We start from the raw sequence: 24,548 nt of genomic DNA, 5'->3' as shown, positions 1-24,548 counted from the left end.
TTAATAATTCGTAATCAACACTTCAACACTACCATTTTTATTTCTGTCTTTGCGGTGATATGAAGAGTTGGCATAATTAAAATCAAGATGATAAATATTGTAATTTCTTTCATCTAACCAATTTTTAAGTATAACATTTTCTTTGTTTTTATGTTTTGTAACATTTGATAATGCAAAACGGATATTGTGTTTATTTAATTTATCTAACCATGATAATAATTTGATTTCTTTATCGCTATTCCAACCATCAAACCCTCTTTTTCCATCATTATATGTGCCTAAACTGATTAGATATGGTGGATCACAATAAATCAGATCATCACTATTAAATTGCAAATAATCAATATTTTCAAAAGAATAGGTTGAAAATTCAACTTCTTTATTATGTAAAACTTCCATAAAATTCATCAAATTTTCTTTCATTTTTTGATTATAGCTGCTTCTATCTTTCCCAAAAGGTGTATTAAATTGATGATTATTATTAAATCTTATTTGATGATTAAACGAATATGCTGAAAGTAGAAATAAGTCCAATGGCTTTCTATCTCTATTATATTCTTCTCGAAGTTTCAAATATCCAGCTTGATTTGTTTGCGATAGTCGTAATAAATCAATTTTTTCTTCAATATATTCAAAAATATATTCTTTTGAGTTATTTTTCATTTCCAAATAAAGGTCAATCAAATAAGTTAAAGTGTCATTAAATATCGTTTTTTTTGATTTAGCGTTGATGCCAACATTGCAACCACCAGCAAAAATATCTGCAAAAATACGAATATTTTCTGGAAATAATGGCAGTATTTGACTAAGTAATTTATATTTCCCACCAATGTAATTCATTGGTGATTTAATCATTTGGGTATCAAAATTCATATTATCATTACCACGCTTAATATCTCAATTAAAATTTATCCAATTCTACCAAAATTTAGTTTAAATTTTTTAATACCTTTAAAAGTCCCAATAATGTATAATATGCGTTTGAATTTTAAAAAATAAAAGTTTTGATTTTATGACAAATTTACAAGAAAACGAAAGCTATCTTAGCGAACAACTTATTAGCTATTTGGGAAACAAACGCTCACTTTTGGGGGCGATAAATGGCGTTATAACGGACATTAAGGCAAATTTGGGCGCCGAAAAAATCGCTTTTGCCGATGTTTTTAGCGGCAGTGGCGTGGTGGCGAGATTTGCCAAAGCACACTCAAATTTGGTATTGGCAAACGATTTGGAAAAATACTCTTTCATCATAAATTCGTGCTATTTGGAGAATTTAACGCCCCAGTTAAAGGCTGATTTGAGTAAATTCCATGCCGAAATTTTAGCGAATTTTAAGCCGTGCGAGAGCTTTATCAGCGAACTTTACGCGCCAAAAGACGATGAAAAAATCAAAAAAGGCGAAAGAGTTTTTTACTCACGCCAAAACGCCCTTATTTTGGGGGGACTACGCGCCGCAATCAGCCAAATTCCAGCCGAGTTTCAAAAATATTTCATCGCTCCGCTGTTAAGCGAAGCTAGTATCCACTCAAACACTGGTGGCGTTTTTAAGGGCTTTTACAAGGACAAAAACGGCGTGGGGAAATTCGGCGGTAGTGGCGAAAATGCGCTATCTCGCATTTTGGGCGAGATTTCACTTCCAATGCCGGTTTTTTCAAATTTCACAAGCGATTTTCAGGTTTTTCAGAGTGATGCTTACGAGTTTAGCAAACTTGCTCCGAGCGTGGATATAGCGTATTTTGACCCGCCGTATAACCAGCACCCTTACGGCTCGAATTATTTTATGCTAAATTTAATCGCTGATTTTAAAGCACCAAATTTAGGGGATTTAAGCGAAGTTAGCGGTATTCCAAACGGCTGGAACCGCTCGAATTACAACAAAAAATCTCGTGCCGCAGATGAATTTTTCACGCTTTTGGCTGAATTTAGGGCAAAATATTTGATAATCTCGTTCAATTCAGAAGGCTTTATCAGCGAAAATGAGTTTTTAAAAAATCTCGCTCTCATCGGTAAAGTGGGAAAAATCGAGATAAAATACCCTGCGTATCGTGCTTCTAGGAACTTGCGAAACCGAAATTTGCATGTAACCGAATATCTTTATATCGTCAAAAAGGCGTGAAAATGGGCGCCATAAAACCAAAAATCAAAATTTGCGGGATTAAAAATTTAGCCGAAGCAAAAAGCGTTTTGGAGTGTGATTTTAACGGCGTTAGAGTGGATTTTCTGGGTTTAATTTTTGCCCAAAGTCCGCGAAAAGTAACGCCCGAAATAGCAAAAGAAATTTCAAATTTAGTGCGTGAATTTGGTCGCAAAAGCGTCGGCGTTTTTACCGATACGAGCGATGATGAAATTTTGCAAATTTGCAAATTTGCAAATTTAAGCGTGGCTCAAATTTATAAAGAAATTTCGCCGAATTTAAAGCAAAATCTCGCAAATTTGGGCGTAGAAGCGTGGCAGGTAGTGCGCGTAAAAGATAAAATTCCAAGTTTAAAAAATTTAAACTATGACAAAATTTTATTTGATTACAAGGGCGAAAAAATGGGCGGAAACGGGCAAAGCTTCGAGTGGAAAATGCTAAAAAATCTGCAAATTCCATTTATCCTAGCTGGCGGTATCGGCGCGCAAAACCTCGCAAACGCCCTAAAAATAAAGCCATTTTGCCTCGATATCAATAGCAAAGCAGAAAACGAAAATAGCATAAAAAACCCAGCAAAAATAATGGAAATTTTAAAGATTTGCGCGCAGTAAATCCACGCGCAAAATAAGAAGCGAAATCAAAATCAGTCGTTGCCGTGAAGCTCATCTATGTAGAATTTCACAGAGCCCATACCCTCTTTCAGAGCCCACTCGTAGGCACTTGATACGAACTCCCAGTTGATTCCAGCATAAAATTTCTCCAAATACGCTGGGCGCGCGTTGCAAACATCAATATAGTATGCGTGCTCCCACACATCGACTACTAGAAGCGGCACAAGCCCGTCGCGCGCAGGCGTGTCGGCGTTTTTCGTAGCGACAATCGAAAGCTTTTTAGTAGCTGGATCGCACACTAGCCACACCCAGCCAGAGCCAAAGTGAGCCGTCGCTGCCGCGATAAACTCAGCTTTAAAATCAGCGAAATTTTTAGCCAATGCCGATTTTAGCGCCTCGCTTGGCTCGCTAACTTTTGCGATACAATCCCAATAAAAGTCGTGGTTATACACCTGCGCCGCGTTGTTAAAAAGCCCGCCGGTAGCGTTCATTACGATATCATAAAGCCCCTTGCCCGCAAACTCGCCACTTTCGGTCATTTTATTCAAATTTGCCACATAAGTTGCGTGGTGTTTGCCGTGGTGATACTCACAGGTTTTTGCGCTTACTACGGCGTTTTTCTCTGCCTCGAAAGGTAAATTTCTAAGTTTAAACATATTCTCTCCTTTAAAAAAATTATCCCCTATGATACAAAAACTCTCTTAAACAAAAGATAAATTTTATCCTTTAATTGAAATTTATAAATTTATTAAAAATTTTGCCTAATTTGGCTAAACTTAGCGAATTTTGAAATTTAAAGGATATAAAATGAACATTATCGAAGGAAAATTGACCCTAAACGGCGATGAGAAAATCCTAATCATCAACGCCAGATTTAACCACATCATCACAGATCGCCTAGTAGAAGGCGCTCACGACGCATTTTTGCGACATGGCGGCAAAGAGGAAAATTTAAGCCTAATGCTAGTCCCTGGCGCATTTGAAATCCCGCTTGCCCTAGAAAAGGCACTTTTATCAAAAAAATACGACGCCGTCGTCTGCGTGGGCGCAGTCATCAGAGGTAGCACACCGCATTTTGACTATGTCAGCGCAGAGGTCAGCAAGGGTATCGCAAACACCATGCTTCGCCACGGCGCGCCAGTTACCTTTGGCGTGCTTACCACAGATACTATCGAGCAAGCAATCGAGCGCGCAGGCTCAAAAGCCGGCAACAAGGGCTTCGAAGCGATGACAGGCGTAATCGAAATGCTAAGCTTATTTCGCGAAATAAAGGCGTAATCATGGCGACAAGACACCAAGCGCGATTGGCGGTGATTTCGCTACTTTACGCAAAAGATATGAACGAAGAAAAGCCTGAGTTTGAAAACGAGTATTTAGAAGAAAAAAAGATTAGAAACGAGCAGAGAAACTGGACGCTGGGCCTGCTTCACAGCGTGCGCGATAATACAGAGACGATTGACGCGCTTTTAAACGAGTATTTGAAGGAATTTAAACTACACGAAATTTCAGCGGTTGAGCGCGCTATTTTGCGACTTGGCGCGTATGAGTTGCGTTTCAGTGATACAGACGCTGGTATCATCATAAACGAAGCCGTAACCGCAGCCAAGGAGCTTGGCGCGTCCTCGAAGCTAATAAATGGCGTTTTAGACGCTATTAAGGTCGTAAAATGAAGCTTTGCGTAGCCTTGGATATGGCTAGCAAAGAGCAAAATTTAGCTTTGAGTGCGAATTTAGCGCAATTTGGGGATCAAATTTGGCTCAAAGTCGGCCTGCGCTCGTATCTGCGAGACGGGGCGAAATTTATCGAAGAACTCAAAAAAATTGCAAATTTTAAAATTTTCTTAGATCTTAAATTTTACGATATCCCAAACACCATGGCTGACGCCGCGCAGGTCGTAGCAGGTCTTGGCGTAGATATGATAAACCTGCACGCAAGCGCTGGAAAGCGCGCTATGAGCGAGGTTATGAACCGCTTAGGTGCGCTAAATACACGCCCGCTCGTGCTTGGCGTATCGGCATTGACAAGCTTTAACGAGAGCGAATTTTGCGAAATTTACAACGATGAAATTGCGCCAAGCGTGGTGAAATTCTCGCGTTTTGCGCATGAGTGTGGGCTAGATGGCATGGTCTGCTCGGTTTTTGAATCAAGCGCGATTAAAAACGCCACAAACGACGAATTTATCACGCTTTGCCCCGGCGTGCGACCTTTTGGCGAGAGCGCAAACGATCAAGCGCGCGTGGCGAATTTAAGCGACGCTAAAAGCGCAAACGCCGATTTTATCGTGGTTGGTCGCCCGATTTATCAAGCGCAAAATCCAGAACAAATCGTAAATCAAATTTTGGCTAGCTTATGAGAGTTTTAGCATTTCTTTTTTTCTTTTTCGGCGCAGTATTTGGCGAAACTATCGAGGCGCACTACGATATTTCTTACGGCGTTTTTGGCGTCGTGGGGCATGCTGATGCTAAATTAGTCAAAACCGCCAAAACCTACGAAATCACGCTAAATGCGAGGGCTTATGGGATCGCCGGCTCGCTAAGCGGGGATAGAAGAGAGAAATTTTACTCCAAAGGAAGCGTTGTGGGCGAGATTTTAAAACCCAAAATTTACCGCCACGAAGTCGAGCGCAAAAAGGGCAAAAAAACCATAAACACGCGCCAAATTTTCACATTTGATTACAATAACAAACGCATTAGAGAGCAGAAATTTAAGGGCGAAAACGGCGATTTGCGTCCTAGTAGCGACAAAATTTTGCCATATTTTGCCACAAACGACCTGTTAAGCGTGTTTTTTAATTTCGGCAAAATTCCACACAAAGGCGATATGTTTTTTCTAACCGCAGCCGGAGCCAAAAACGAAACTGGGCGCATAGATGTGCAAATCCCGCGTGGCAAACACGCCAAAGCTATCCAAAACGCCTTGCAGACGAGCTCGAACCCATTTATCGTTTTTATAAATCAAAAGATTTTTTCTAGCAAAAAGGGCGAACTCTACCTCTCGCTAAATCGCCAAGAAATCGCAGAAAATGTGATTTTAAAAGATGTTTTGTTTTTCGGCGATATCCATGCTAAGCTAACTGAGGCTAAATTTTAGCCTAAAATTCATATCCGAAAATTTTAATGCCCTCTTCTAGCTTTTCGTAGCGAATTTGCGGAAATTTTGCTAGCAAATCTAGCACCATTTCCAAATCATTTTTTTTCGTTTTATCGTAGCTTTGTGGTATGAAAATCCACGCTATCTCATCGTATGCAAAAACCCCGATTTTAAAGGCGATTTGCGCGTTTTGTATCTGCCATTTAAAGCTATTTTTGATAGCGTAAAAATTCGGAAAAAGGATTTTTTTTATGATAAAGCATTTGCAAAAGCTAAATTCAGCAAAAAAGCCCGCCCAAAGCTCGTCTGGCACGAAATAGCCCTTGGCTTTGAGCCGTTTTTTCTCCCTGCTTAGGCGAATTGGAGTGATAAATCGCTCGAATTTAGCGTAAATTTTGCGCTTAAAGCTAGTATAATACGAAAAATACAGCTTAAACAGCGCCTCGTAAGCCTGCAACGCTCGCCCTTATTTCTCTTCGATTTGCGATTTTAGCGAGCTTGCGATAGAAATATCGCTTGGATTGATATCGATTGTCTCTAATGCCTTGTCTTGGAAGACAAAGCCGATTTCTTTGGCGCCAAAACTTTTTGCTATGGTTTCGAGTGTGTCAGTTGCGGATTTGTGGATTTTGCCCCCTAAATCGTTTATGATTTTAAGCGAGAGTGCCTTAACCTCGTTTTTCGCGTCGTCGATTAGGCGGTTTTTATCACTCTCATCAAAGCTAGATCCAAAAATACCATTTAGCGAATCAGGCAGCAAAAACGGCAAAAGTTTGGAGTTTTGCTCATCGTAAATTTTCATATCCTTAATCGAATATTTGTATTTGCAAGGTGGCATTTTGATCTCGTATTTGTCCTCGCCACGCGGAATTATGCTAAATTCAGGGCTTAGCAGGTCATAGACGAAATCTATCTCAAACTCGAAAATAATCGCAATCTGTTTTTTCGTCATCAATGGCGAAACTAGCGAGCCAAGGAAGCCGTCAGCGACATTTTCTTTGCGTGTAACGATCTCTTTGGAATAAATTTTAAACACGCTTAGCTCGCCTATGCTTTTTAGGCGCGTAATATCCGTGCTAATCTCCGTTTTAGGGGCGTTTGCGCCAGATTTTTTCATACGCAAAAACATATAAACCAAAATCACAAAAATTAAAAAATTTAAGATAAAAGCCAAATTTTCCAAATTTTATCCTTTCAAATTTCGCCTAAAACAGCTCTTTGAAATCATATCCTGCGCTTTTTAACGCCCACGCAATCTCCTCTTGGTGCGCCTTGCCCTTAGTTTCTAGCGTAATTGTAATTTGCGCATCGCCGTATTCGATCTCGGTCGAGAAGCGATCATAGTCAATTTTGACGATGTTTGCGTTCGCATCACGCAAAACATTTGTAAGCTTGGTTAGCGAGCCCGGTTTATCCACGAGCGTAACATTTATCGTCATTTTGCGGTGAGATTTGATAAGACCTTTTTCGATGATGATGTTTAGCATCTGCACATCGATATTTCCACCACTTAAAATAATGCCGATTTTAGCGCCCTCTTCAAAGCTAAATTTATGATTTATCAGCGCAGCCACGCCCACAGCACCAGCACCTTCAACGATGATTTTTTGATTTTCTAGCAGGTACAAAATCGCGCTTGCGACCTCCTCATCATCGACTTGGACAAACTCATCGACGCTTTCTAAAATATGTTTTAGCGTGATCTCGCTAGTATCACGCACCGCAATACCATCGGCGATAGTGCGCACGCTTTTGGAGTTTATCGCCTTTTTGGCTACGAAGCTATCGTGCATAGCAGGCGCGCCCTTTGCGCCAACGGCGATGATTTTTATATCAGGATTGATTTGTTTAGCACAGCTTGCCACGCCACTAATTAGTCCGCCACCGCCCACAGGCGCTATGATATAGTCGAGATCTGCGACATCTTCTAGCATTTCAAGCGCGATTGTGCCCTGTCCTGCTTGGACTAGCTCATCATCGAAAGGATGGACAAAGGTAAGGTTGTTTTCCTTGGCGTATTCGAGCGCATAAGCGTAAGCCTCGTCGAAATTATCGCCTTTTAGGATAATCTCAGCCCCCAAAGCCTTGGTGCCACTGACCTTTAAAAGTGGTGTCGCCTCTGGCATGACGATTACGGCGCGCACGCCAAATTTTTGCGCACTCATAGCCACGCCTTGCGCGTGGTTGCCCGCACTCGCTGCGATTACGCCACGGCTCTTTTCATCTTCGCTAAGATGAGCGATTTTGTTGTATGCGCCACGAATTTTATATGCGCCCGTGCGTTGTAAATTCTCGTTTTTTAGATAAATTTGCGCCCCGTAAATTTCGCTTAGCTTTGGCGCGAAAGCGAAGGGTGTCTTATGCACAAAAGCCGCTATTGTGCGCTTTGCTTGAACTATTTTATTTAAATCTACCATTTTTAGCCTTTCAAATTTTTATGCTCTATCATTATGCACTTGTTTTGGATAAAATTTACTCCATTTTTTTGCGCGAGAAAAGCCACGCTGTCGTTAAAAATGCCAAGTTGCAACCAAAGCGTTTTGGCTTTACACGCCAAAACATCGCTAAAAAGCGCATTTGCGAACTCGCCTTTTCGAAACATAACGACAATGTCGATTTTATCATTTATTTCTTTTAAATTTCTATAAACCTTCCTGCCTAAAATTTCATCAAATTTAGGATAAATCGGAAAAATTTTAAAATTTTGCGCGGCTAAATACTGCCCCACGCGGTTGCTTGGCTTGTTCTCATCTGGGCTAAGCCCCACAATAGCGATATTTTTGGCATTTCTTAAAATTTCACTTATCACGCTAACGCCTTTAAAATCACTCCACACTCGACATGATTAGTGTGCGCAAACTGATCGAAAATCGCGAATTTCTCCACCTTATGCGTTTTGCAAAGATAGCTTAAATTTTGCTTTAAACTTTGCGGATTGCACGAAATGTAGATTATGTTTTTGTAATCTTTGATGAAATTTAGCACGCTTGCTTCAAGCCCTGCGCGCGGTGGATCTACCAAAATATGCGAAATTTCATAGCCTTGCAAATCTACCCCCTCTAAGCGGGTAAATTCGCGCTCGCCCCCAAATGCACTCATTAGCTCATCTGCGCTTAGGCGCACAAATTTTATGTTTTTGGCGCCGTTTTTTTGCGCGTTTAAAAGTGCGTTTTTTATGCTATTTTTGCTAATCTCGTTTGCCAAAATTTGGCGAAATTTCGCGCTTAGCGGGATTGTGAAATTCCCATGTCCGCAATACATTTCAAGCAGATCTTTTTTAGGCGTTTTCTCATCGCCCACTGCGCCTAGCACCCACGAAATCATCTTTTCATTAACGCCTCTGTTTGGCTGCGAAAACGCCGTAGCTTCGAAAGTGTAGCGATAAGCTTGCCCCTTTATTTCAAACTCGTCTTCTAAATTTTCCCTGCCAAAAACAAGCTTTTTCCCGCGCGATCTAGCGATTAAATTTAGCCCTAAATTTCTGGCTAAATTTGCCAAATTTGCCTCGATTTCTACGACATTTCGGTGATATAAAAGCACGCATAAAAAATCATTTTTCGTGGCGATAAACTCACACCCAAAAAGTCTAAATTTTAAAATTTCATCATTTTGTAAAATCGGCAAAACTCTATCCATAAAGCTTTGGATTTTTTCATCTACGATAGGGCAGTTTTGCACGAAAACACGCTCTTTATCCCTGCCCCGCATGCTAAAATGAAGCTTCTCGCCCTCGTGGAAAATCCCAAATTCAGCCCGCGAGCGAAATGCGCTTTCTTTGGAGGCAAAAACCTCGATTTCGCCAGTATAAAACGGCGCAAACTCCGCGCTTATGCGCTCTTTTTTTAAATTTAACTGCTCTTTGTAAGGCAAATCATAAACGCAACTTCCACAAATACCAAATTTATCGCACTTCACCGCTTACCTTTTTGCCTAAAATTCGTATCGCAAGCACGGTTACGCCAAGCCCAAAGACTAGGCAGACCCAGACATTTACCCCAAGGCTAGCTGGCAAAAACCCGCAAAGTGCGCTGATGATACCCACGACGATAGCGTAAGGTAGCTGCGTGCTGACATGCTCGATATGATCGCAACCTGCGCCCATTGAGGAGAGGATTGTGGTATCTGAAATCGGTGAGCAGTGATCGCCAAAAATCGCCCCTGTAAAAACCGAGCTGATATTTAAACACATAAAAGCATGAAATTCATCGCCGCTAAGGCCGTATTTCGCCCCCACAGAGGCAGCTAGTGGCACAGCGAGTGGGGTTACGATACCCATAGTGCCAAAGCTAGTGCCGGTCGAAAATGAAATAATCGAGCTTAGCACAAAAATTACAAGCGCAAGTAGCGCCATAGGGGTGCTCTCGCCTAGCAAATCCACAAGGTATTTTGAGGTGCCAAGCTCTTTTATCGTAGAGCTTAGTGACCACGCAAAAAGCAGGATTAAAACGGTTGTGAGCATGGTTTTCCAGCCCCCAATCCAAATTTCAATTCCCTCTTTGATACCATAAATTTTTTGCCACAGCCCCAAAACTATGCCGATTATTGATGAAAACATAGCCGCTTGAAACAGCACCACAGAAGCGTCAGCCCCGCTAAATGCCGTTCTAATAGAAACAAAGGAAAACGGATCTGCTTGCACAGCCTTTAATTCCTCTTCGCCAAGCGCGCCAAGTCCGTTTGCATAAAACCCAATCACGCTTAGCACAATCATCGCTCCAAGCGGAATTAAAGCATTAATCTTGCGTGGCTCGATACCCTCTTTTGGGCTAAATGCTTGATCTTCTAAATTTGCGATTTTAAAGTCCCGTCCGCCATTTTTGCCAGCGCGAGACGCCATTTCGGCGCGATACATAGGGCCAAATTCCCTCATCATCACAGCACTTGCCACGACAAAGAAAAGCATGTAAATATTATAAAATCTATACGGGATTGTCTCCACAAAAATAGTAAATGCGTTGATATCCTCGACACCGATTTGCGCATACGCTTCCTTAATCGCCGAAATCTCAACCCCGACCCAAGTCGAAATCAGCGCAATTCCAGTTATCGGCGCAGCTGTCGCGTCGATGATAAAGGCAAAGCGCGCACGCGAAATTTTAAATCTATCCATCAAAGGACGCATGATAGGTCCCAAAATAAGGGCGTTTGCGTAATCGTCAAAGAAAATGATAATTCCCATAAACCAAGTGTAAATTTGCGCCCTAACCCCAGTGTGCGCCCTAGCCCCAAGCCACATAGCAAGGGCTTTGGTGCCGCCACTTTTGGTAACTAGCGCGATTAAGCCTCCGATACACATAACTTGAAGCAAAATTCCCGCATTCCACGCATCGGCCATGGAGGCAACCACGCGCGAGCAAAGATCAGTAAATGCTACGACAAAGCCAGATAGCACGCCATTATCGTTCATACCGATGAGAAATGTCCCGCTTAACACGCCCAAAAACAGCGATAAAATGACATCTTTGGTGATAAATGCAAGAGCAATCGCCACAAGTGGCGGAATCAGCGTCAGTGCGCCATAAATGCTTGCATTTTTTTCAGCTGGGCTAAGCTCCGCGCCAAAGACAAAAAACGGAAGCAAAAAAATAAATAAAATCCTAAACATAAATTTCCCTTTTGTATTAGATTAGTTCGCTATATCTTCGAAATTTTCCTCTGCCATGCTTCCCATGAAATCCCCATTATTCGCGCTTACACTAGGTTTAAGTCCGATAGATTTGAGGTATTCTTGGATCTTTTCATCGCCACCAAAAATAGCGTAATCAAGCGCATTTAGCCCGGCCTCATCTACTCTTTTTTCATCTGCGCCGGATTTGACCAAAAGCTCGGTGATTTCTTTGTTTCCATGTAGCGCCGAATACATTAGCAAACTAGCACCCAAATCATTAAACGCACACGCGTCTGAATACCCGCCAAGCGAAGCTAGCGCGCCCTTTTCGGTAGAGCCGATTTGGCGGACATTGACACTTGCGTGGTTATAGACCATGAAATTTACCATTTCGTAGTTTTTGCTAGCCACAGCGTAGAAAATCGGGGTTTGGCCAAGTTGATTTTTGTGCGATACTTGCGCGCCTTTGGAGATTAGAAATTTAGCATTTTGTAAATTTGACATAGCGTAAAATAGCGCGCTATCGTCCCCGTCGTTTATCTTTGCCCCACGCATAATAAGTGCGTCGATAAATTTCGTATCATATCCTAGCAAAAGTGCCAAATTTAGCGCACCGCTAAGGTCGCTTGTGCTGTAAGTGTCGCTACTTAAAAGCACATTAAACTCATCTATATTTACCCTGTTTTTAAGGGCTAATTCGAGCTTATTATACGCGTCGATACTGCGATTTTTAGCCGCGTATAGAGCAAATTCGCTAAGCACCAAATCCGCAATCTCACTAGCCTCGTTTGGGGATAAATTTGCGCTAAAATGGCTTTGTAATGCCGTTTTTGCCGAATTTATCTCAGAGATAAAATTTTTGAAATTTATGAAATTTATAAATTTTTGCTCAGAGTAAAATTCTAAAATTTCTAGCGCATTTGCATACGCTGCGCCTAAATTTTTCTGCTTAGCCTCGCGCAAAAATCCCTCGCTATCCATACCAGCCTGCGCTAAGATGCGTTGGAATTTTTTCTCATTTATGCTAGCTTCGTTTCCCACGCACTCGATACTCTCGCCCCTAATCGTCCTAGCTAAATTTTGCAAATTTCGCAAAAATGGAGCCTTTACAAGCGAGCCCTTGCAATCATAATCGCTCAGCAAAAGTTCGCTAGGGCTTGGCGTAGTGGCAAAATAGGCTTTCGGATACGCCTCGATATCGGCGCAGGTAGCCCCAAAAGCACAAATTGCGCCAAATATCCATAAAATCAAAATTCTTTGCATAACCAACCTTGTCAAATTTAACCCGCCATTTTAGCGAAATTTTGCTTATTTAAACTTATTAGCGCAAAACGCGCTAATTCGTGGCTTAGAGCGCGAAATTTTCTTCCTCGTTAAAATTTAAATAACGATAAATTTCGCTATTTTTGCCACTTAATTTCTCGCGCACTATCTCTTTGTATTCTCTCGCGCTAGGAATTCTGCCTAGCATCGCGCAAACAGCGGCTAGTTCGGCACTGGCTAAATATACCTTAGCACCCATACCCATGCGATTATCGAAATTTCTAGTCGAAGTTGAGACCACGACCGCATTATCTTTTACGCGCGCTTGATTTCCCATACACAGCGAGCACCCAGGCACCTCTGTGCGCGCTCCTACCGCGCCAAATACACTATACACGCCCTCTTCTTTTAATTTTGCCTCGTCCATTTTCGTAGGCGGTGCTATCCAAAGGCGGGCTGGTGTTTGCGCGCTACCCTTTAAAATCTGCGCTGCGGCGCGATAATGTCCGATATTTGTCATACAACTTCCGATGAAAACCTCATCGATATTTTTCGCCCTTGTCTCATCGGCTAAAATTTCGCTTAGCGTTGCGACATCATCAGGGTCGTTAGGGCAGGCTAAAATCGGCTCTGTAATCTCACCCAAATCTATTTCAATCACTTCTGCGTATTTTGCGTTTTCATCGGCTTTTAGAAGCGTCGGATTTTCTAGCCATTTTTTCATTTTTTCGCCCCTTCTAGCTAGCGCGTCGCTGTTTTGATAACCAGCCTTTATCATAGCGTCGATTAGAGCGATATTTGAGCGTATGTATTCGCACACACTCTCGGTATTTAGCGCGATTGCGCACGCTGCTGCACTTCTCTCAGCGCTAGCGTCGCTTAGCTCGAAAGCCTGCTCGGCCTTTAAATTTTCAAGCCCTTCAATCTCTAAAATTTTGCCCGCAAATATATTTTTTTTGCCCTTTTTCTCGACGCTCAATAAGCCTTTTTTAATCGCATAGTAAGGAATTGCATTGACTAAATCTCTAAGAGTAATTCCCTCTTGCAACTCGCCCTTAAATCTCACAAGCACGGATTCTGGCATATTTAGTGGCATACTTCCCGTAACTGCCGCAAACGCCACCAGCCCGCTACCTGCTGGAAAGCTAATGCCGATTGGAAATCTCGTGTGGCTATCTCCGCCCGTGCCTACGCTATCAGGGAGCACCATGCGATTTAGCCATGAGTGGATTACTCCGTCCCCTGGGCGCAGTGCCACGCCACCACGACTACTCATAAACGGCGGAAGTGTTCGGTGCGTGATAGTATCGCTTGGCTTAGGATAGGCTGCTGTGTGGCAAAAGCTTTGGAGCACGAAATCTGCGCCAAATCCAAGGCTAGCAAGCTCTTTAATCTCATCGCGCGTCATAGGTCCTGTGGTGTCTTGCGAACCCACAGTTAGCGTGAGTGGCTCGACATACATACCAGCTCTCACGCCCTCCATGCCACAGGCTTTGCCGACGATTTTTTGCGCGAGAGTGTAACCTGCGCTCTCGTCAAATTTAGGTTGCTCTGGTCTAGTAAAAATCTCATCATCGCCTAAGCCTAGCTCTTTTCTAGCCTTAGCGCAAAGGCCTCTTGCGATGATTAGCGGGATTCGCCCGCCGGCTTTGTATTCATCAAAAATCGTATTTGGGCTCAGGCTAAATTTGCAAACGACCTCGCCATTTTTGACAATCTCGCCCTTGTATGGATAAATCTCGATTTCATCGCCCATTTCGAGGTTTTCCACACTCGCTTCGATTGGCAGAGCACCGCTATCTTGGGCTGTATTGAAAAAAATCGGCGCGATGACCGAGCCTATGATTACACCGCCTGTTTTTTTGTTTGGGATACCATAAATTTCCTCGCCGATATGCCACTGCACGGAATTCACGCCACTTTTGCGACTACTTCCAGTGCCCACGACATCGCCCACATACACGACCTGCCTACCGCTTTTTTTAAGCTGGGCGATTTTTTCTAGGCTACCGGCTTGGCGTTTGCTAAGCATGCTTAGAGCGTGAAGCGGGATATCCGAACGCGTGAAAGCCTCACTAGCAGGGCTTAAATCATCTGTGTTTGTCTCGCCAGCGACCTTGAAAACCACGCCTTTGATACACTCGCTCAGAGGTTTTTTCGCCTTAAACCACTCCATATTCGCCCACGCTTGAAGCACGGCTTTTGCGTGAGAGTTGCCCTCTTTTGCCAGCCTTGCGACCTCTGCGAAATAATCATGCACGAAAATCGTCCTGCCAAGAGCCGCTACTGCGCCCTTTGCGGTGGCTTCATCTGCGCTTTGTAATGCGCGAATTAGCTCAATCACGCTGTATCCGCCAAGCATGCGCTCCAACATCGCAAAAGCCTCATCTTTGCTAATACCAGCCACGATGCACTCACCGTTTATGATTTCGCCTAAAAACTTGGCCTTGATTTTAGCAGCATCATCGACGCCTGGATTAATGCGTGTTTTTAAAATTTCGATTAATTTTTCGCTTGGATTTGTTTTTAGGATTTCGCATAGCTGCTTGGTTTGCTCGGCGCTAAGTGCTAGTGGCGGGATACCTAGCTTCGCGCGCTCATTTACGCTGGATTCGTAGTTTTGTAAAAAGTCCATATTTTGCCCCTTTTTGGTAAAATTTCGGACAATTTTACAATAAATTTGATTAAATAGTTAAATTCGCAGGAATTTTAAATTTGCACTCATTGCAAGAAATTTGCGTTAGCAAAATTCAAAACAATTTAAATTTTAAATTCTCGCAAATTTTAGTCTAATCGAATTCAGCACCACGGTTACCGAGCTAAAACACATTGCCGCTGCGCCAAACATCGGTTTTAGTAATATTCCCCATAAAGGATATAAAATTCCAGCCGCCACAGGTATGCAGATGAGATTGTAAAAAAACGCCCAAAAAAGGTTTTGTTTTATCGTTGTCATGGTTTTTTGCGACAAATTTATCAAATAAGCCAAATTTCGCAAGTCATTTTTGATAAAGATTATATCTCCGGCACCCTTGGCGATGTCGCTGCCTGAGTTCATCGCAACGCCTATGTCGGCGGTTTTAAGAGACGGAGCGTCGTTTATGCCATCACCTACGAAAAGGACTTTTTCGCCGTTTTTTAAATTTGCGATAAATTCGTATTTTTGGCTTGGCAAAACTTCGCTGATGATCTTATCTATGCCTAAACTTTTGCCGATGAAATTCGCCGTTTTGGCGTTGTCGCCTGTTAGCATTATGGTTTTTATGCCTTGATTTTTTAGCGTTTTTATACACTCACTCGCTTCATCTCGCAAAATGTCGCTAAGCGCCACAAAACCCACGAATTCGGCATTTATAGCCACAAAAATCACGCCAAAGCCGTTAGATAAAAATTCGTCTGCATTTTTTGGTGTTTCAAATTCCACGCCGTTTTCATTTAAAAGCTCTTTATTTCCCGCTAGTAGCGTAAATTCGCCGTTTTGCGCCTTTATACCACGACCCAGCAGGCTCTCAAATTCTCCCTCAAATTTAGCAAATTTAAGCCCTTTTTCTTTTGCGAATTTCACAATCGCTTTTGAAATCGGGTGTTCGCTAAGCATTTGCACGCTTGCGATTAACCCTAGATTTTCATCGCTTAAATTTGTAAAATTTACCGAAATTTCGCCCCTGCTAAGTGTGCCTGTTTTGTCAAAAACGGCGATTTTCGTATCTTTTAAGATTTCTAAAACTTCCGGATTTTTTACCAAAACGCCGTTTTTAGCGGCATTTGAAATAGCACAAACTATCGCAATGGGCGTAGCCAAACCCAAAGCGCAAGGGCATGAAATAATCAAAACGCAAATCGCGCAAAGTAAGCCGATATGGGCTTTTCCAGCGATTAGCCAAATCACAAACACGCAAACGGCGATAAAAATCACGCTTGGCACAAAGATATTTGCGATTTTATCGGCAAAGCGAGAAATCGGCATTTTTTTGCTTCCTGCTTCGCTGAGTAAATTTTTGATTTCAGCCAAAACGCTTTGGTGCGAAAATTTGGTGATTTCGACCTGTAAAATTCCTGCGACACTCACGCACCCCGCATTTACCGTGTCGCCGACCTTTTTAAAAACGGCTAAACTCTCTCCCGTTATCAAGCTCGTATCGATTTCAGCCGCGCCACTTATGACTATGCCGTCGCCCGGGATTTGCGCGCCGTTTTTGACTAAAACTTTATCGCCCGGTTTTAGTTCGTTAGCCAAAATTTCGCTTGTCGTGCCGTCTGGGTTAATCAAAACCGCCTTTTTTGGGCTTAAATCGATAAGTTTTTTAATGTAATCGTTCGCTTTTAGTTTGCTTCGCTCTTCAAGGTATTTTCCTAGCAATATGAAAGCGATTATCATCGCTGATGAGCTAAAATACAAATTCGCCCACTCGTTTCCGCCCTTAAAATGGACGAAAATCGCACTTCCTAGCGAATACAAATACGCCGCAGACGAGCCAAGCGAGACTAGCACATTCATATCGTAGTTTTTGTTTTTAAGTGAGCCTATCGCGTGATAAAAGAAATTTTTGCCACAAAAGCCAAGCACGACGGCGCCCAGCACAGCGCAAATCGAAGCTTTTACGGCGAAGCTGAAATTTGATTTCATCTCAATTAGCATTATAAAACACGCTAAAATCACGGCTAAAACGAATTTAAAAAGCATATTTTTTAAATTTCGCGCTTTTTTGGCTTCCAGCTCTTCGTAGTTTGTGGCGATTTCATAGCCTAGTTTTGTGATTTTTGCTTTTACGGCGTCAAGGACAGCTTCATTTGCGACTTCAAATTCGCCGACCCCAGCTGTGAAGCTCACATTTACGCTTTCTACGCCTTCAATCTTGCGTGTAACTCGCTCGATTGCGTTCGAGCAATTCACGCAGGTCATTCCGACTATGTTTAGGTTAAATTTTTGTGACATTTGCGATTAAATTTTGGTTGCGCTAAATCCCAAATCGTCCATTTCGCTAAGGAATTTTTCCACCTCATCCACGCTTAAATTTACGCTTACGACCTTGTTTTCTACATCTACGCTAATCTCGCCAAACTCCTCAGCTAGGGCGTTTTTGATAGTGTTTGCGCAGCCATTACACATGATTTTTGGTGCGCTAAATTTCATAGTTTGTTTAAAAGACATTTTCGCTCCTTGAAAAAATTATTTTGCGATTATATATCAAAATTTACAACATTTGTCAATCCTAAATCCACTACCCCTAAATTTAAGCCAAATTTGCTATAATCAGCCTTTTTATACCAAATTTTAAGGATAATTTATGGGACGAGCGTTTGAGTATAGACGAGCGGCAAAAGAGGCTAGATGGGGAAAAATGAGCAAACTTTTCCCAAAACTTGGCAAGGCAATCACAATGGCAGCCAAAGAGGGTGGCGAAGATCCTGAAATGAACGCCAAACTTCGCGCTGCAATCGCGACTGCAAAGGCGCAAAATATGCCAAAGGACAATATCGACGCGGCGATTAAACGCGCCAGCGGTAAGGATAGCGCGGAGATTAAGACCGTATTTTACGACGGCAAAGCCCCACACGGCGCGCTTGTCATCGTCGAGTGCGCCACAGACAACCCTACTCGCACGGTTGCAAACATAAAATCAGCCTTCAACAAAGGCAAGGGCGAGTTTTTGCCAAGCGGAAGTTTGAAATTTATGTTTTCTCGCAAGGCAGTTTTTGAGACGAAATTCCCAGATGGCGCAGATATCGAGGAGCTAGAACTCGAACTAATCGACTTCGGACTAAGCGAAATCGAGGTAAATGAGTTCGAAAACGACAAAGGCGAGAGCGAAAAAACGCTAATCATCTACGGCGAATACGAAAATTTCGGCACTCTAAATGAGGGTATCGAAAAGCTAGGTTTGGAGCTAATTAGCGGAAATTTGAAATTCATCGCCAACGATAAACACGAATTCAGCGACGAGCAAATCGCCGATATCGACGCGCTACTAGACCGCCTCGAAGACGACGACGATGTGCAAGCAATCTACACAAATATCGAATAAGGAGCAAAAATGGAAGAGTTAAAAGTCTATGAAATCGACGAAAGCGCGCTATCAAAGCTAAAATTCGCCATAATCCACACAGACAAAGGCGATATGACGCTAGAATTATACGCAGACGAGGCACCTCAGGCTGTAACAAATTTCGCCACACTTGCAAACTCAGGCTTTTATAAGGGGCTAAATTTCCACCGCGTTATCCCAAATTTCGTAATCCAAGGCGGCTGCCCTTACGGCACTGGCACAGGCGGTCCTGGCTGGCGCATAAACTGCGAGTGCGTAGGTCAAAAACACCGCCACGAGCGTGGTTCGCTAAGCATGGCGCATGCTGGACGCAACACAGGCGGAAGCCAGTTTTTCGTCTGCCACAGCGCGCAACCGCACCTTGACGGCGTGCATACTGTATTTGGCAAGGTCGTGGATAATGCAGGATTAGCCGTGCTTGACGCGATTAGAGCCGGCGATAAAATCCTAGATATCGAGATCAAAGAAACTTTATAAATGCTAAAAATCGGCACGGATATTACCCAAATTTCCCGTATCGTAAGACTTCGCGAAAAATACGGCGCGAAGTTTTTGTGCAAAATTTTGCGCAAGAGCGAGCGGGAAATTTTCGTGCGCGATGAGAGTATCGCTGGGGCGTATGCCGCCAAAGAAGCCCTATCTAAGGCGCTTGGCGTGGGTATTGGAGCGAAATTTAGCTTCAAAGACGCCAAAATTTACAAAGACAAATTTGGCGCGCCAAATTTTAAATTCACAAAAAAACTAAAAAAGAAATTCCGCATAAAAGCTTCGTCGCTTTCGATTACGCACGATAACGGCGTCGCGATTGCCGTAGTAGCAATAAACACAAAATGAAAGCTATTTTAGAGCTTATTGTATGGCTTTGCAAAGCGATAGAATTCGAACTTGATATATTTTCTATCATCAAAAATAATCGCCCAAAATTCGACAAAATTTGGCTAAAAGAGGACTTTGGCGAGGTCTTACGAGCCACTCGCAAAGCGCACAAAAAATGCCAAAAACTCCTTGCAATGGAGTTTTGCTTTTGGCTTTTTACCTGCATAATCGGTCCTTTTTCAACCTTTTATTTCAGTGAAGTCTTCCCAAAAAACTCACTCATATTCGCCGCAATTTTCCCTGTGTTAATTTTTTTATCGTGCGTGCATTTTTGCAGAGCAGAAGTGTTTTTTGGTGATTACAAGGAAATTTTCAAGCAAAATTTCATCAATCAAATCGTAAAAGATATAAACCCAAATTTTAGCTACCGACACGCAAAAATCAACATAACCAACTCGGGCGTTTATCGGTATGATTACACGATGAAGGAAGATTTCATCAGTGGCGAATACAAGGGTGTGAAGTTTGAGCTTGCCGAATTTTGCAAAGATAACACATATACTAGCCTAAAAGGGGCAATTTTTATGTGCGAATTTTACAAAGATTTTAAATTTAATCTAAAAATCGAAAATAAAAAAATCAAACTTTTTCACAACGGCGAAATTTTGGATAATGTCGAATTCAACGATATTTTCACAGTATCTGCCACCGATAAAATCGAAACACGCTATCTACTAAGCCTAAGCTTCATGGAAAGATTAACCCAAATTGCCAAAAATCCCAATTTTGGCATTGTAAGCTCCGCATTTAGCGAGAATAAATTTTATGTTTTTATGGAAAACGGCAAAGATTTATTCGAGCCATATATTTTATACACCCCAGATTTCGACCTTGCCAAATACTACAAAAGCGAAATTTTAGCCTTGCTTTGCATAATCGATGAGCTAAATTTAACGCTAAATATCTATCCTAAAAATCGCAAATTTAATCACTGAAAATCTGCGCTTTTGAGATAATCATACAGGCTTAGCACGCTTAAAAACAGCGTCAGTATCGCAGGGCCTAGTATCACACCCCAAAACCCAAAGGTCGAAATCCCAGCTAGCATTGAGAAAAAGATTAAAATTTCGTTGATTTTGGCAGGATTTTTGACAAGGCGCGAGTTGATAAATTTAATCACAAGTGGCTTTACAAAGCTATCAGCAATCGTCGAAATCATCACCACACAATAAATCAAAATGATAAGCGCACCGCTCGTCGAACCCCCGATAAAGACGATTAGCGCGGTAGGCACATACACGAGCGCGCCACCGATTGCAGGGATTAGCGAGCAAAATCCAAAAATCACGCCCATTAGCACAGGGTCAAATCCGTAGCTTCCAGCAATCACCGAAAACAAAAGCCCCTGCAAAACGGCGTTAAAAATCGTCGAGTATAGCACCACGCTCATGGTGTTTGCGGTCTCTGCGAAGATATAATCAAGCTGCTCGGCTTTGACAGGGACGATTTTTTTGATAAATCCCGCAATATCGGCGCCATAAAGGTATGCAAAAAAGCAAAAAATGATGATTAACACCATATCGGCGATAAATTTTAGGCTCGATTTGCCCGCCACAGAAAAGTATGAAAACGCCTGTTTGGCGGTGGCTGCGATGTCTAGATTGCCCAAAAATTCCTTGATTTGCGCCTCAAATCCATTTAGTGCCTTTGGGAGCTGAATATCCATATTTTTAGCGTTTTCGACCATTAAATTTAGGCTAGAAATGTCAAAATGCGCGATATTTTTCGTAATCTGCGTGCCAGCATAGATAAATGGCACAAATAGCACCACGCACAGCACCAGCGTCGTTAGAAGCGAGCCTAGGACCTTTTTGCCGCGCACAAATGAGAGGATTTTGACATGCAAACCAGATGTCGAAATCGAAATCAAAACCCCAATCGCAATCGCCAGCAAAAACGGCGAAAACAGATAAATCACGCAACAAAACAGAAATAAAATTATGCCGATGAAAAAAATCTTGCTCGTTTTTGCGTTTTTCGCCCTAGCTTTGCCCAGCGGTTCGCCCTTAGAATCGACGATATTAGGGCGTGAGTGCGAAAGTGCGTCTAAATTTTCGTTATTTGCCAAATTTTATCCTTTAAATTTCAAAAGGGGTATTTTATAAATTTAATTTTTAAATTTCAAATTTTACGCCAAATTCTTTCAAATTCGCTACCACAGACTATAAATACTGCGCCGAAATTACTTCTAAGTGTCATTGCGAGCGAAGCGAAGCAATCTAGGGAAATTTAAAGGGGTTTAAAATTTAGAATTTTTGAATTTGCAAAATTTTGGTGCAGTATTTTTAAAATGAAATTTGAAAATTTGAAATTCAAAATTCGGCGAAATTCTGCCATTTGCTCTATTTTTGAATTTAAACTTTGTAGATTGCTTCGTCGCAAAAAGCGTCTTGACGCTTTTTTCTGCTCCTCGCAATGACACTTATGGGCGAAATTTGGTTTGATTTGTCATTGCGAGCGAACGAAGTTAGCGCGGCAATCTACGAGCAAAAATTACCAAAACATAAAATCGCTGTCATTGCGAGGAAATGTGAAGCATTGACGAAGCAATCTAGAAAAATTTAAATTTTGCTAAAATTTTAAAATTCTTTGGAATTTTTGTAGATTGCTTCGTCGCAATGACATTTAAACAAAATTTAAAAATTTCGGTGCAGTATTGCGAATTTGCGAAGCAAAATTTTAAAATTTTGCCTATTTTACAATGATTTTAGCCGAATTTGCCACTGAAATTTCGCCCTGTCTAAACTCATTATAAATCACGGCGCAAAACTCATCATCTCGGTTTATCACAAGCCACATTTCATCTCCGCTTTTGCGCTCAAACTCCGCACAAACCACGCTTCCCACACGCAAAGGAATCGAGACGCCACTCATAGAAGCAGGCGCGCCAAACTCGCCCTGCGCGATATAATGCGTGGTGAAATCCTGCACAATCGCTCCTATGCTAAGCTTGGCACGATTTGCTTCTAAATCCATTTTCGCCGCCACTTGCGAAAGCGCCGTGCTCGCGTTTGCGCACTCTTTGGCTGTTTTTTTGGATTTGTTTTTTATGCCTTTGCACTGCGCCACGACACCCTTGGCGACCTCTAAATTTGCCCTGTAATAATCCACGCTTTTTTCGCTTTCGCAGCCTAAAAAAACGGCGCAAAACGCCACAATAGTGCAAAATTTTATGAATTTCATTTTTAGCCTTTTTGTGAAATTTGAAGAAAGATTATAGCGAATTTGGGGTTAAAATTTGCTCGCCAAAACGGCGAGCATAAAAGGAGAACTATTATTATTTATCCAACAAGCAATCTCATATCGGCCTCAACCGAGCTAATGCCCGCAATGCCGAAGTTTTCGACCAATACCTTTGCCACATTTGGCGATAAAAACGCTGGAAGTGTAGGGCCTAAGTAGATATTTTTCACGCCAAGATATAAAAGCGCTAAAAGCACGATAACCGCCTTTTGCTCATACCAAGCGATATTAAATGCCAAAGGAAGCTCATTTATATCATTTAGACCGAAAATTTCTTTTAATTTCAAAGCAATTAGCGCAAGTGAGTATGAATCGTTACACTGACCAGCGTCTAGGACACGCGGGATTCCACCTATATCGCCAAGGCTAAGCTTATTGTATTTGTATTTCGCACAACCTGCGGTTAAAATCACGGTGTCTTTTGGCAAAGCTTTTGCAAACTCAGTGTAATACTCCCTAGATTTCGCCCGTCCGTCGCACCCAGCCATGACGACAAATTTGCGGATTGCGCCTGATTTTACAGCTTCTACGACCTTATCAGCTAGGGCGAAAACCTGTGCGTGAGCAAAACCGCCTACGATTTTACCACTTTCGATTTGTGTCGGTGGGGCGCAGGTTTTGGCCTGCTCGATTATAGCGCCAAAATCCTTATTTTCGCCGTGTTCGCCCTTAATGTGGGGGCAACCCTCCACGCCCACAGCACCTGTCGTCCAAAGTCTGTGTTTGTAGCTCTCAGGCGGGATTATGACGCAGTTTGTAGTCATTAAAATCGGTCCGTTAAATTTCTCAAATTCCTCTTTTTGCTTCCACCACGCATTACCGTAATTTCCGATGAAATTCGGATATTTTTTGAAAAACGGATAGTAATGAGCTGGAAGCATTTCAGAGTGTGTATAGACATCTACGCCACTGCCTTGTGTCTGCTCCAATAGCATTTCTAAATCGCGCAAATCATGCCCTGAGATTAAAATTCCGGGATTTTTTCCTACGCCGATATTTACTTCGCTAATCTCAGGATTGCCGTAAGCGCCTGTATTTGCGCTATCTAGCAAAGCCATGCCAGATACGCCAAATTTGCCAGTCTCCATGGCAAGAGCGATTAAATCATCAATGCTTAGGCTATCATCAAGGGTTTTTGCCAAAGCCTCTTGGATAAAAATATCAATGCTCTCATCTTCCTTATTTAGGGCATTTGCGTGTTTCATATACGCAGCAAGCCCCTTTAATCCATAAGTGGTAAGCTCTCTTAGGCTTCGTTTGTCCTCATCGGCCGTGCTTAAAACTCCGACTTCTCTTGCTTTTTGTGCAAATTCGCTCTCCTCTCCCTCCCAAAGGGCAAAGCTTGGCAAATTTGAACAATCGCCTAAATTTGCGATAAGCGATTTTTTCATTTCTAGGGTTTTTTTGATAATTGCGATAATCGCAGGATTATCGAAATTTGCGTTTGTGATAGTTACGAATAAATTCATCGTTACTCTGTGATTTACCTCTTTTGCTACGCTTTTACCCTGCGCCCTTAGCGCACAAGCTACGCTAGAAAGAGCTTTTGTAACCCACACTAGCAGATCTTGCATAGCTGCAACTTCTGGTTTTTTACCACATACGCCACTAATCGTGCAGCCTGTGTTTTTGGCTGTTTCTTGACACTGAAAACAAAACATATTTTCCATAATTTC

Annotated in this window: 25 protein-coding genes; 10 read left to right on the top strand and 15 right to left on the bottom strand. The window is 42.2% G+C overall.

What is annotated here, in order from left to right; translation table 11 throughout:
* Window positions 1–873 (bottom strand): Dam family site-specific DNA-(adenine-N6)-methyltransferase, encoded by an 873-nt coding sequence (locus tag OFN67_RS05935; RefSeq protein ID WP_270868680.1) that lies wholly within the window; start codon window positions 871–873, stop codon window positions 1–3.
* 139 nt (window positions 874–1,012) lie between these two features.
* Here OFN67_RS05935 and OFN67_RS05930 point away from each other — a divergent pair, with 139 nt between their 5' ends.
* Together OFN67_RS05930 and OFN67_RS05925 are read left to right on the top strand one after the other, a co-directional pair.
* Complete coding sequence (locus tag OFN67_RS05930) at window positions 1,013–2,116, top strand: DNA adenine methylase (RefSeq protein WP_270868681.1); 1,104 nt, start codon at window positions 1,013–1,015, stop codon at window positions 2,114–2,116.
* A 2-nt stretch (window positions 2,117–2,118) separates the two neighbouring features.
* Window positions 2,119–2,745 carry a phosphoribosylanthranilate isomerase gene (locus OFN67_RS05925; RefSeq protein WP_270868682.1) on the top strand — a complete coding sequence of 209 codons (627 nt, stop codon included), beginning with the start codon at window positions 2,119–2,121 and terminating at the stop codon, window positions 2,743–2,745.
* A gap of 32 nt (window positions 2,746–2,777) precedes the next feature.
* Here the strand turns inward: OFN67_RS05925 and sodB are convergent, their stop codons facing one another.
* Entirely contained in the window at window positions 2,778–3,401 is a 624-nt protein-coding gene (sodB, locus tag OFN67_RS05920; protein WP_270868683.1) for a superoxide dismutase [Fe], read from the bottom strand.
* A gap of 151 nt (window positions 3,402–3,552) precedes the next feature.
* Between sodB and ribH the strand changes: the two genes are divergently transcribed.
* From ribH to OFN67_RS05900, 4 genes are read left to right on the top strand one after another with little or no spacing between them, the layout of a single operon-like run.
* On the top strand, window positions 3,553–4,023 hold the full coding sequence (gene ribH, locus OFN67_RS05915; protein ID WP_270858154.1) for a 6,7-dimethyl-8-ribityllumazine synthase: 471 nt from the start codon (window positions 3,553–3,555) through the stop codon (window positions 4,021–4,023).
* A gap of 2 nt (window positions 4,024–4,025) precedes the next feature.
* The gene (gene nusB, locus OFN67_RS05910; protein ID WP_270866664.1) at window positions 4,026–4,415 is read left to right on the top strand and encodes a transcription antitermination factor NusB; all 390 of its coding nucleotides are present in this window, start codon (window positions 4,026–4,028) and stop codon (window positions 4,413–4,415) included.
* Window positions 4,412–5,098, top strand: a complete 687-nt coding sequence (gene pyrF / locus OFN67_RS05905; RefSeq protein WP_270868684.1) for an orotidine-5'-phosphate decarboxylase — start codon at window positions 4,412–4,414, stop codon at window positions 5,096–5,098. Before nusB ends, pyrF begins: the two co-directional genes overlap by 4 nt.
* On the top strand, window positions 5,095–5,835 hold the full coding sequence (locus OFN67_RS05900) for a DUF3108 domain-containing protein (protein WP_270862601.1): 741 nt from the start codon (window positions 5,095–5,097) through the stop codon (window positions 5,833–5,835). The genes pyrF and OFN67_RS05900 overlap by 4 nt, the downstream gene beginning before the upstream one ends.
* 1 nt (window position 5,836) lies before the next feature.
* On the opposite strand, the gene OFN67_RS05895 is transcribed toward OFN67_RS05900, so the two are convergent.
* The 10 genes from OFN67_RS05895 to OFN67_RS05850 form a co-directional block, all read right to left on the bottom strand.
* A complete protein-coding gene (locus OFN67_RS05895) occupies window positions 5,837–6,292 on the bottom strand; it encodes a hypothetical protein (protein WP_270868685.1) in 456 nt (151 codons plus the stop codon).
* Between the two features lie 9 nt (window positions 6,293–6,301).
* Window positions 6,302–7,018: a DUF4230 domain-containing protein gene (locus tag OFN67_RS05890; RefSeq protein ID WP_270858159.1), complete on the bottom strand. Its 717-nt coding sequence runs from the start codon at window positions 7,016–7,018 to the stop codon at window positions 6,302–6,304.
* A gap of 22 nt (window positions 7,019–7,040) precedes the next feature.
* Window positions 7,041–8,252, bottom strand: coding sequence for a threonine ammonia-lyase (gene ilvA, locus OFN67_RS05885; RefSeq protein ID WP_270868686.1), 1,212 nt, complete (start codon window positions 8,250–8,252; stop codon window positions 7,041–7,043).
* A gap of 2 nt (window positions 8,253–8,254) precedes the next feature.
* Complete coding sequence (locus OFN67_RS05880) at window positions 8,255–8,644, bottom strand: CoA-binding protein (protein ID WP_270868687.1); 390 nt, start codon at window positions 8,642–8,644, stop codon at window positions 8,255–8,257.
* Window positions 8,641–9,750 carry a tRNA (uridine(54)-C5)-methyltransferase TrmA gene (gene trmA / locus OFN67_RS05875; protein ID WP_270868688.1) on the bottom strand — a complete coding sequence of 370 codons (1,110 nt, stop codon included), beginning with the start codon at window positions 9,748–9,750 and terminating at the stop codon, window positions 8,641–8,643. Before trmA ends, OFN67_RS05880 begins: the two co-directional genes overlap by 4 nt.
* Window positions 9,737–11,440, bottom strand: a complete 1,704-nt coding sequence (locus OFN67_RS05870; protein WP_270868689.1) for a Na+/H+ antiporter NhaC family protein — start codon at window positions 11,438–11,440, stop codon at window positions 9,737–9,739. Before OFN67_RS05870 ends, trmA begins: the two co-directional genes overlap by 14 nt.
* 21 nt (window positions 11,441–11,461) lie before the next feature.
* Entirely contained in the window at window positions 11,462–12,706 is a 1,245-nt protein-coding gene (locus OFN67_RS05865; protein WP_270868690.1) for an ankyrin repeat domain-containing protein, read from the bottom strand.
* An 85-nt stretch (window positions 12,707–12,791) separates the two neighbouring features.
* Window positions 12,792–15,341, bottom strand: coding sequence for a bifunctional aconitate hydratase 2/2-methylisocitrate dehydratase (locus OFN67_RS05860; protein ID WP_270868691.1), 2,550 nt, complete (start codon window positions 15,339–15,341; stop codon window positions 12,792–12,794).
* Window positions 15,342–15,473: 132 nt separating this feature from the next.
* A complete protein-coding gene (locus tag OFN67_RS05855; protein WP_270873990.1) occupies window positions 15,474–17,642 on the bottom strand; it encodes a heavy metal translocating P-type ATPase in 2,169 nt (722 codons plus the stop codon).
* 6 nt (window positions 17,643–17,648) lie between these two features.
* Window positions 17,649–17,858 carry a heavy-metal-associated domain-containing protein gene (locus OFN67_RS05850; protein WP_442867897.1) on the bottom strand — a complete coding sequence of 70 codons (210 nt, stop codon included), beginning with the start codon at window positions 17,856–17,858 and terminating at the stop codon, window positions 17,649–17,651.
* Window positions 17,859–17,994: 136 nt separating this feature from the next.
* Here OFN67_RS05850 and OFN67_RS05845 point away from each other — a divergent pair, with 136 nt between their 5' ends.
* The 4 genes from OFN67_RS05845 to OFN67_RS05830 are packed head-to-tail and all read left to right on the top strand — an operon-like array spanning window position 17,995 to window position 20,564.
* The gene (locus OFN67_RS05845) at window positions 17,995–18,732 is read left to right on the top strand and encodes a YebC/PmpR family DNA-binding transcriptional regulator (protein ID WP_270858167.1); all 738 of its coding nucleotides are present in this window, start codon (window positions 17,995–17,997) and stop codon (window positions 18,730–18,732) included.
* 9 nt (window positions 18,733–18,741) lie between these two features.
* The gene (locus OFN67_RS05840; RefSeq protein ID WP_270862590.1) at window positions 18,742–19,230 is read left to right on the top strand and encodes a peptidylprolyl isomerase; all 489 of its coding nucleotides are present in this window, start codon (window positions 18,742–18,744) and stop codon (window positions 19,228–19,230) included.
* Window positions 19,231–19,587 carry a holo-ACP synthase gene (gene acpS, locus OFN67_RS05835; protein WP_270864444.1) on the top strand — a complete coding sequence of 119 codons (357 nt, stop codon included), beginning with the start codon at window positions 19,231–19,233 and terminating at the stop codon, window positions 19,585–19,587.
* Window positions 19,584–20,564 carry a DUF3137 domain-containing protein gene (locus OFN67_RS05830; RefSeq protein WP_270864443.1) on the top strand — a complete coding sequence of 327 codons (981 nt, stop codon included), beginning with the start codon at window positions 19,584–19,586 and terminating at the stop codon, window positions 20,562–20,564. The genes acpS and OFN67_RS05830 overlap by 4 nt, the downstream gene beginning before the upstream one ends.
* Here the strand turns inward: OFN67_RS05830 and OFN67_RS05825 are convergent.
* The 3 genes from OFN67_RS05825 to hcp all read right to left on the bottom strand — a co-directional run bounded on the left by OFN67_RS05825 (window position 20,558) and on the right by hcp (window position 24,542).
* A complete protein-coding gene (locus OFN67_RS05825) occupies window positions 20,558–21,625 on the bottom strand; it encodes an AI-2E family transporter (RefSeq protein ID WP_333720334.1) in 1,068 nt (355 codons plus the stop codon). The genes OFN67_RS05830 and OFN67_RS05825 overlap by 7 nt on opposite strands.
* A gap of 695 nt (window positions 21,626–22,320) precedes the next feature.
* Window positions 22,321–22,812 carry an EexN family lipoprotein gene (locus OFN67_RS05820; RefSeq protein WP_270868694.1) on the bottom strand — a complete coding sequence of 164 codons (492 nt, stop codon included), beginning with the start codon at window positions 22,810–22,812 and terminating at the stop codon, window positions 22,321–22,323.
* 98 nt (window positions 22,813–22,910) lie between these two features.
* Window positions 22,911–24,542, bottom strand: a complete 1,632-nt coding sequence (hcp, locus tag OFN67_RS05815) for a hydroxylamine reductase (protein WP_270868695.1) — start codon at window positions 24,540–24,542, stop codon at window positions 22,911–22,913.
* Window positions 24,543–24,548: the final 6 nt, after the last annotated feature.

This window comes from Campylobacter sp. JMF_11 EL3, from assembly GCF_027736965.1.
Classification (GTDB): domain Bacteria; phylum Campylobacterota; class Campylobacteria; order Campylobacterales; family Campylobacteraceae; genus Campylobacter_B.
This window is presented reverse-complemented; position numbering and strand designations above follow the sequence as displayed.

Bases quoted from the DNA above. Each gene is read 5' to 3' on its own strand.
- OFN67_RS05830 (WP_270864443.1), top strand. From the start codon at position 19,584: ATGAAAGCTATTTTAGAGCTTATTGTATGGCTTTGCAAAGCGATAGAA.
- acpS (WP_270864444.1), top strand. From the start codon at position 19,231: ATGCTAAAAATCGGCACGGATATTACCCAAATTTCCCGTATCGTAAGA.
- hcp (WP_270868695.1), bottom strand. From the start codon at position 24,542: ATGGAAAATATGTTTTGTTTTCAGTGTCAAGAAACAGCCAAAAACACA.
- OFN67_RS05870 (WP_270868689.1), bottom strand. From the start codon at position 11,440: ATGTTTAGGATTTTATTTATTTTTTTGCTTCCGTTTTTTGTCTTTGGC.
- ilvA (WP_270868686.1), bottom strand. From the start codon at position 8,252: ATGGTAGATTTAAATAAAATAGTTCAAGCAAAGCGCACAATAGCGGCT.
- OFN67_RS05900 (WP_270862601.1), top strand. From the start codon at position 5,095: ATGAGAGTTTTAGCATTTCTTTTTTTCTTTTTCGGCGCAGTATTTGGC.
- ribH (WP_270858154.1), top strand. From the start codon at position 3,553: ATGAACATTATCGAAGGAAAATTGACCCTAAACGGCGATGAGAAAATC.
- OFN67_RS05845 (WP_270858167.1), top strand. From the start codon at position 17,995: ATGGGACGAGCGTTTGAGTATAGACGAGCGGCAAAAGAGGCTAGATGG.
- OFN67_RS05840 (WP_270862590.1), top strand. From the start codon at position 18,742: ATGGAAGAGTTAAAAGTCTATGAAATCGACGAAAGCGCGCTATCAAAG.
- OFN67_RS05925 (WP_270868682.1), top strand. From the start codon at position 2,119: ATGGGCGCCATAAAACCAAAAATCAAAATTTGCGGGATTAAAAATTTA.
- sodB (WP_270868683.1), bottom strand. From the start codon at position 3,401: ATGTTTAAACTTAGAAATTTACCTTTCGAGGCAGAGAAAAACGCCGTA.
- OFN67_RS05850 (WP_442867897.1), bottom strand. From the start codon at position 17,858: ATGTCTTTTAAACAAACTATGAAATTTAGCGCACCAAAAATCATGTGT.
- OFN67_RS05865 (WP_270868690.1), bottom strand. From the start codon at position 12,706: ATGCAAAGAATTTTGATTTTATGGATATTTGGCGCAATTTGTGCTTTT.
- OFN67_RS05855 (WP_270873990.1), bottom strand. From the start codon at position 17,642: ATGTCACAAAAATTTAACCTAAACATAGTCGGAATGACCTGCGTGAAT.
- pyrF (WP_270868684.1), top strand. From the start codon at position 4,412: ATGAAGCTTTGCGTAGCCTTGGATATGGCTAGCAAAGAGCAAAATTTA.
- OFN67_RS05860 (WP_270868691.1), bottom strand. From the start codon at position 15,341: ATGGACTTTTTACAAAACTACGAATCCAGCGTAAATGAGCGCGCGAAG.
- OFN67_RS05935 (WP_270868680.1), bottom strand. From the start codon at position 873: ATGAATTTTGATACCCAAATGATTAAATCACCAATGAATTACATTGGT.
- OFN67_RS05930 (WP_270868681.1), top strand. From the start codon at position 1,013: ATGACAAATTTACAAGAAAACGAAAGCTATCTTAGCGAACAACTTATT.
- OFN67_RS05820 (WP_270868694.1), bottom strand. From the start codon at position 22,812: ATGAAATTCATAAAATTTTGCACTATTGTGGCGTTTTGCGCCGTTTTT.
- nusB (WP_270866664.1), top strand. From the start codon at position 4,026: ATGGCGACAAGACACCAAGCGCGATTGGCGGTGATTTCGCTACTTTAC.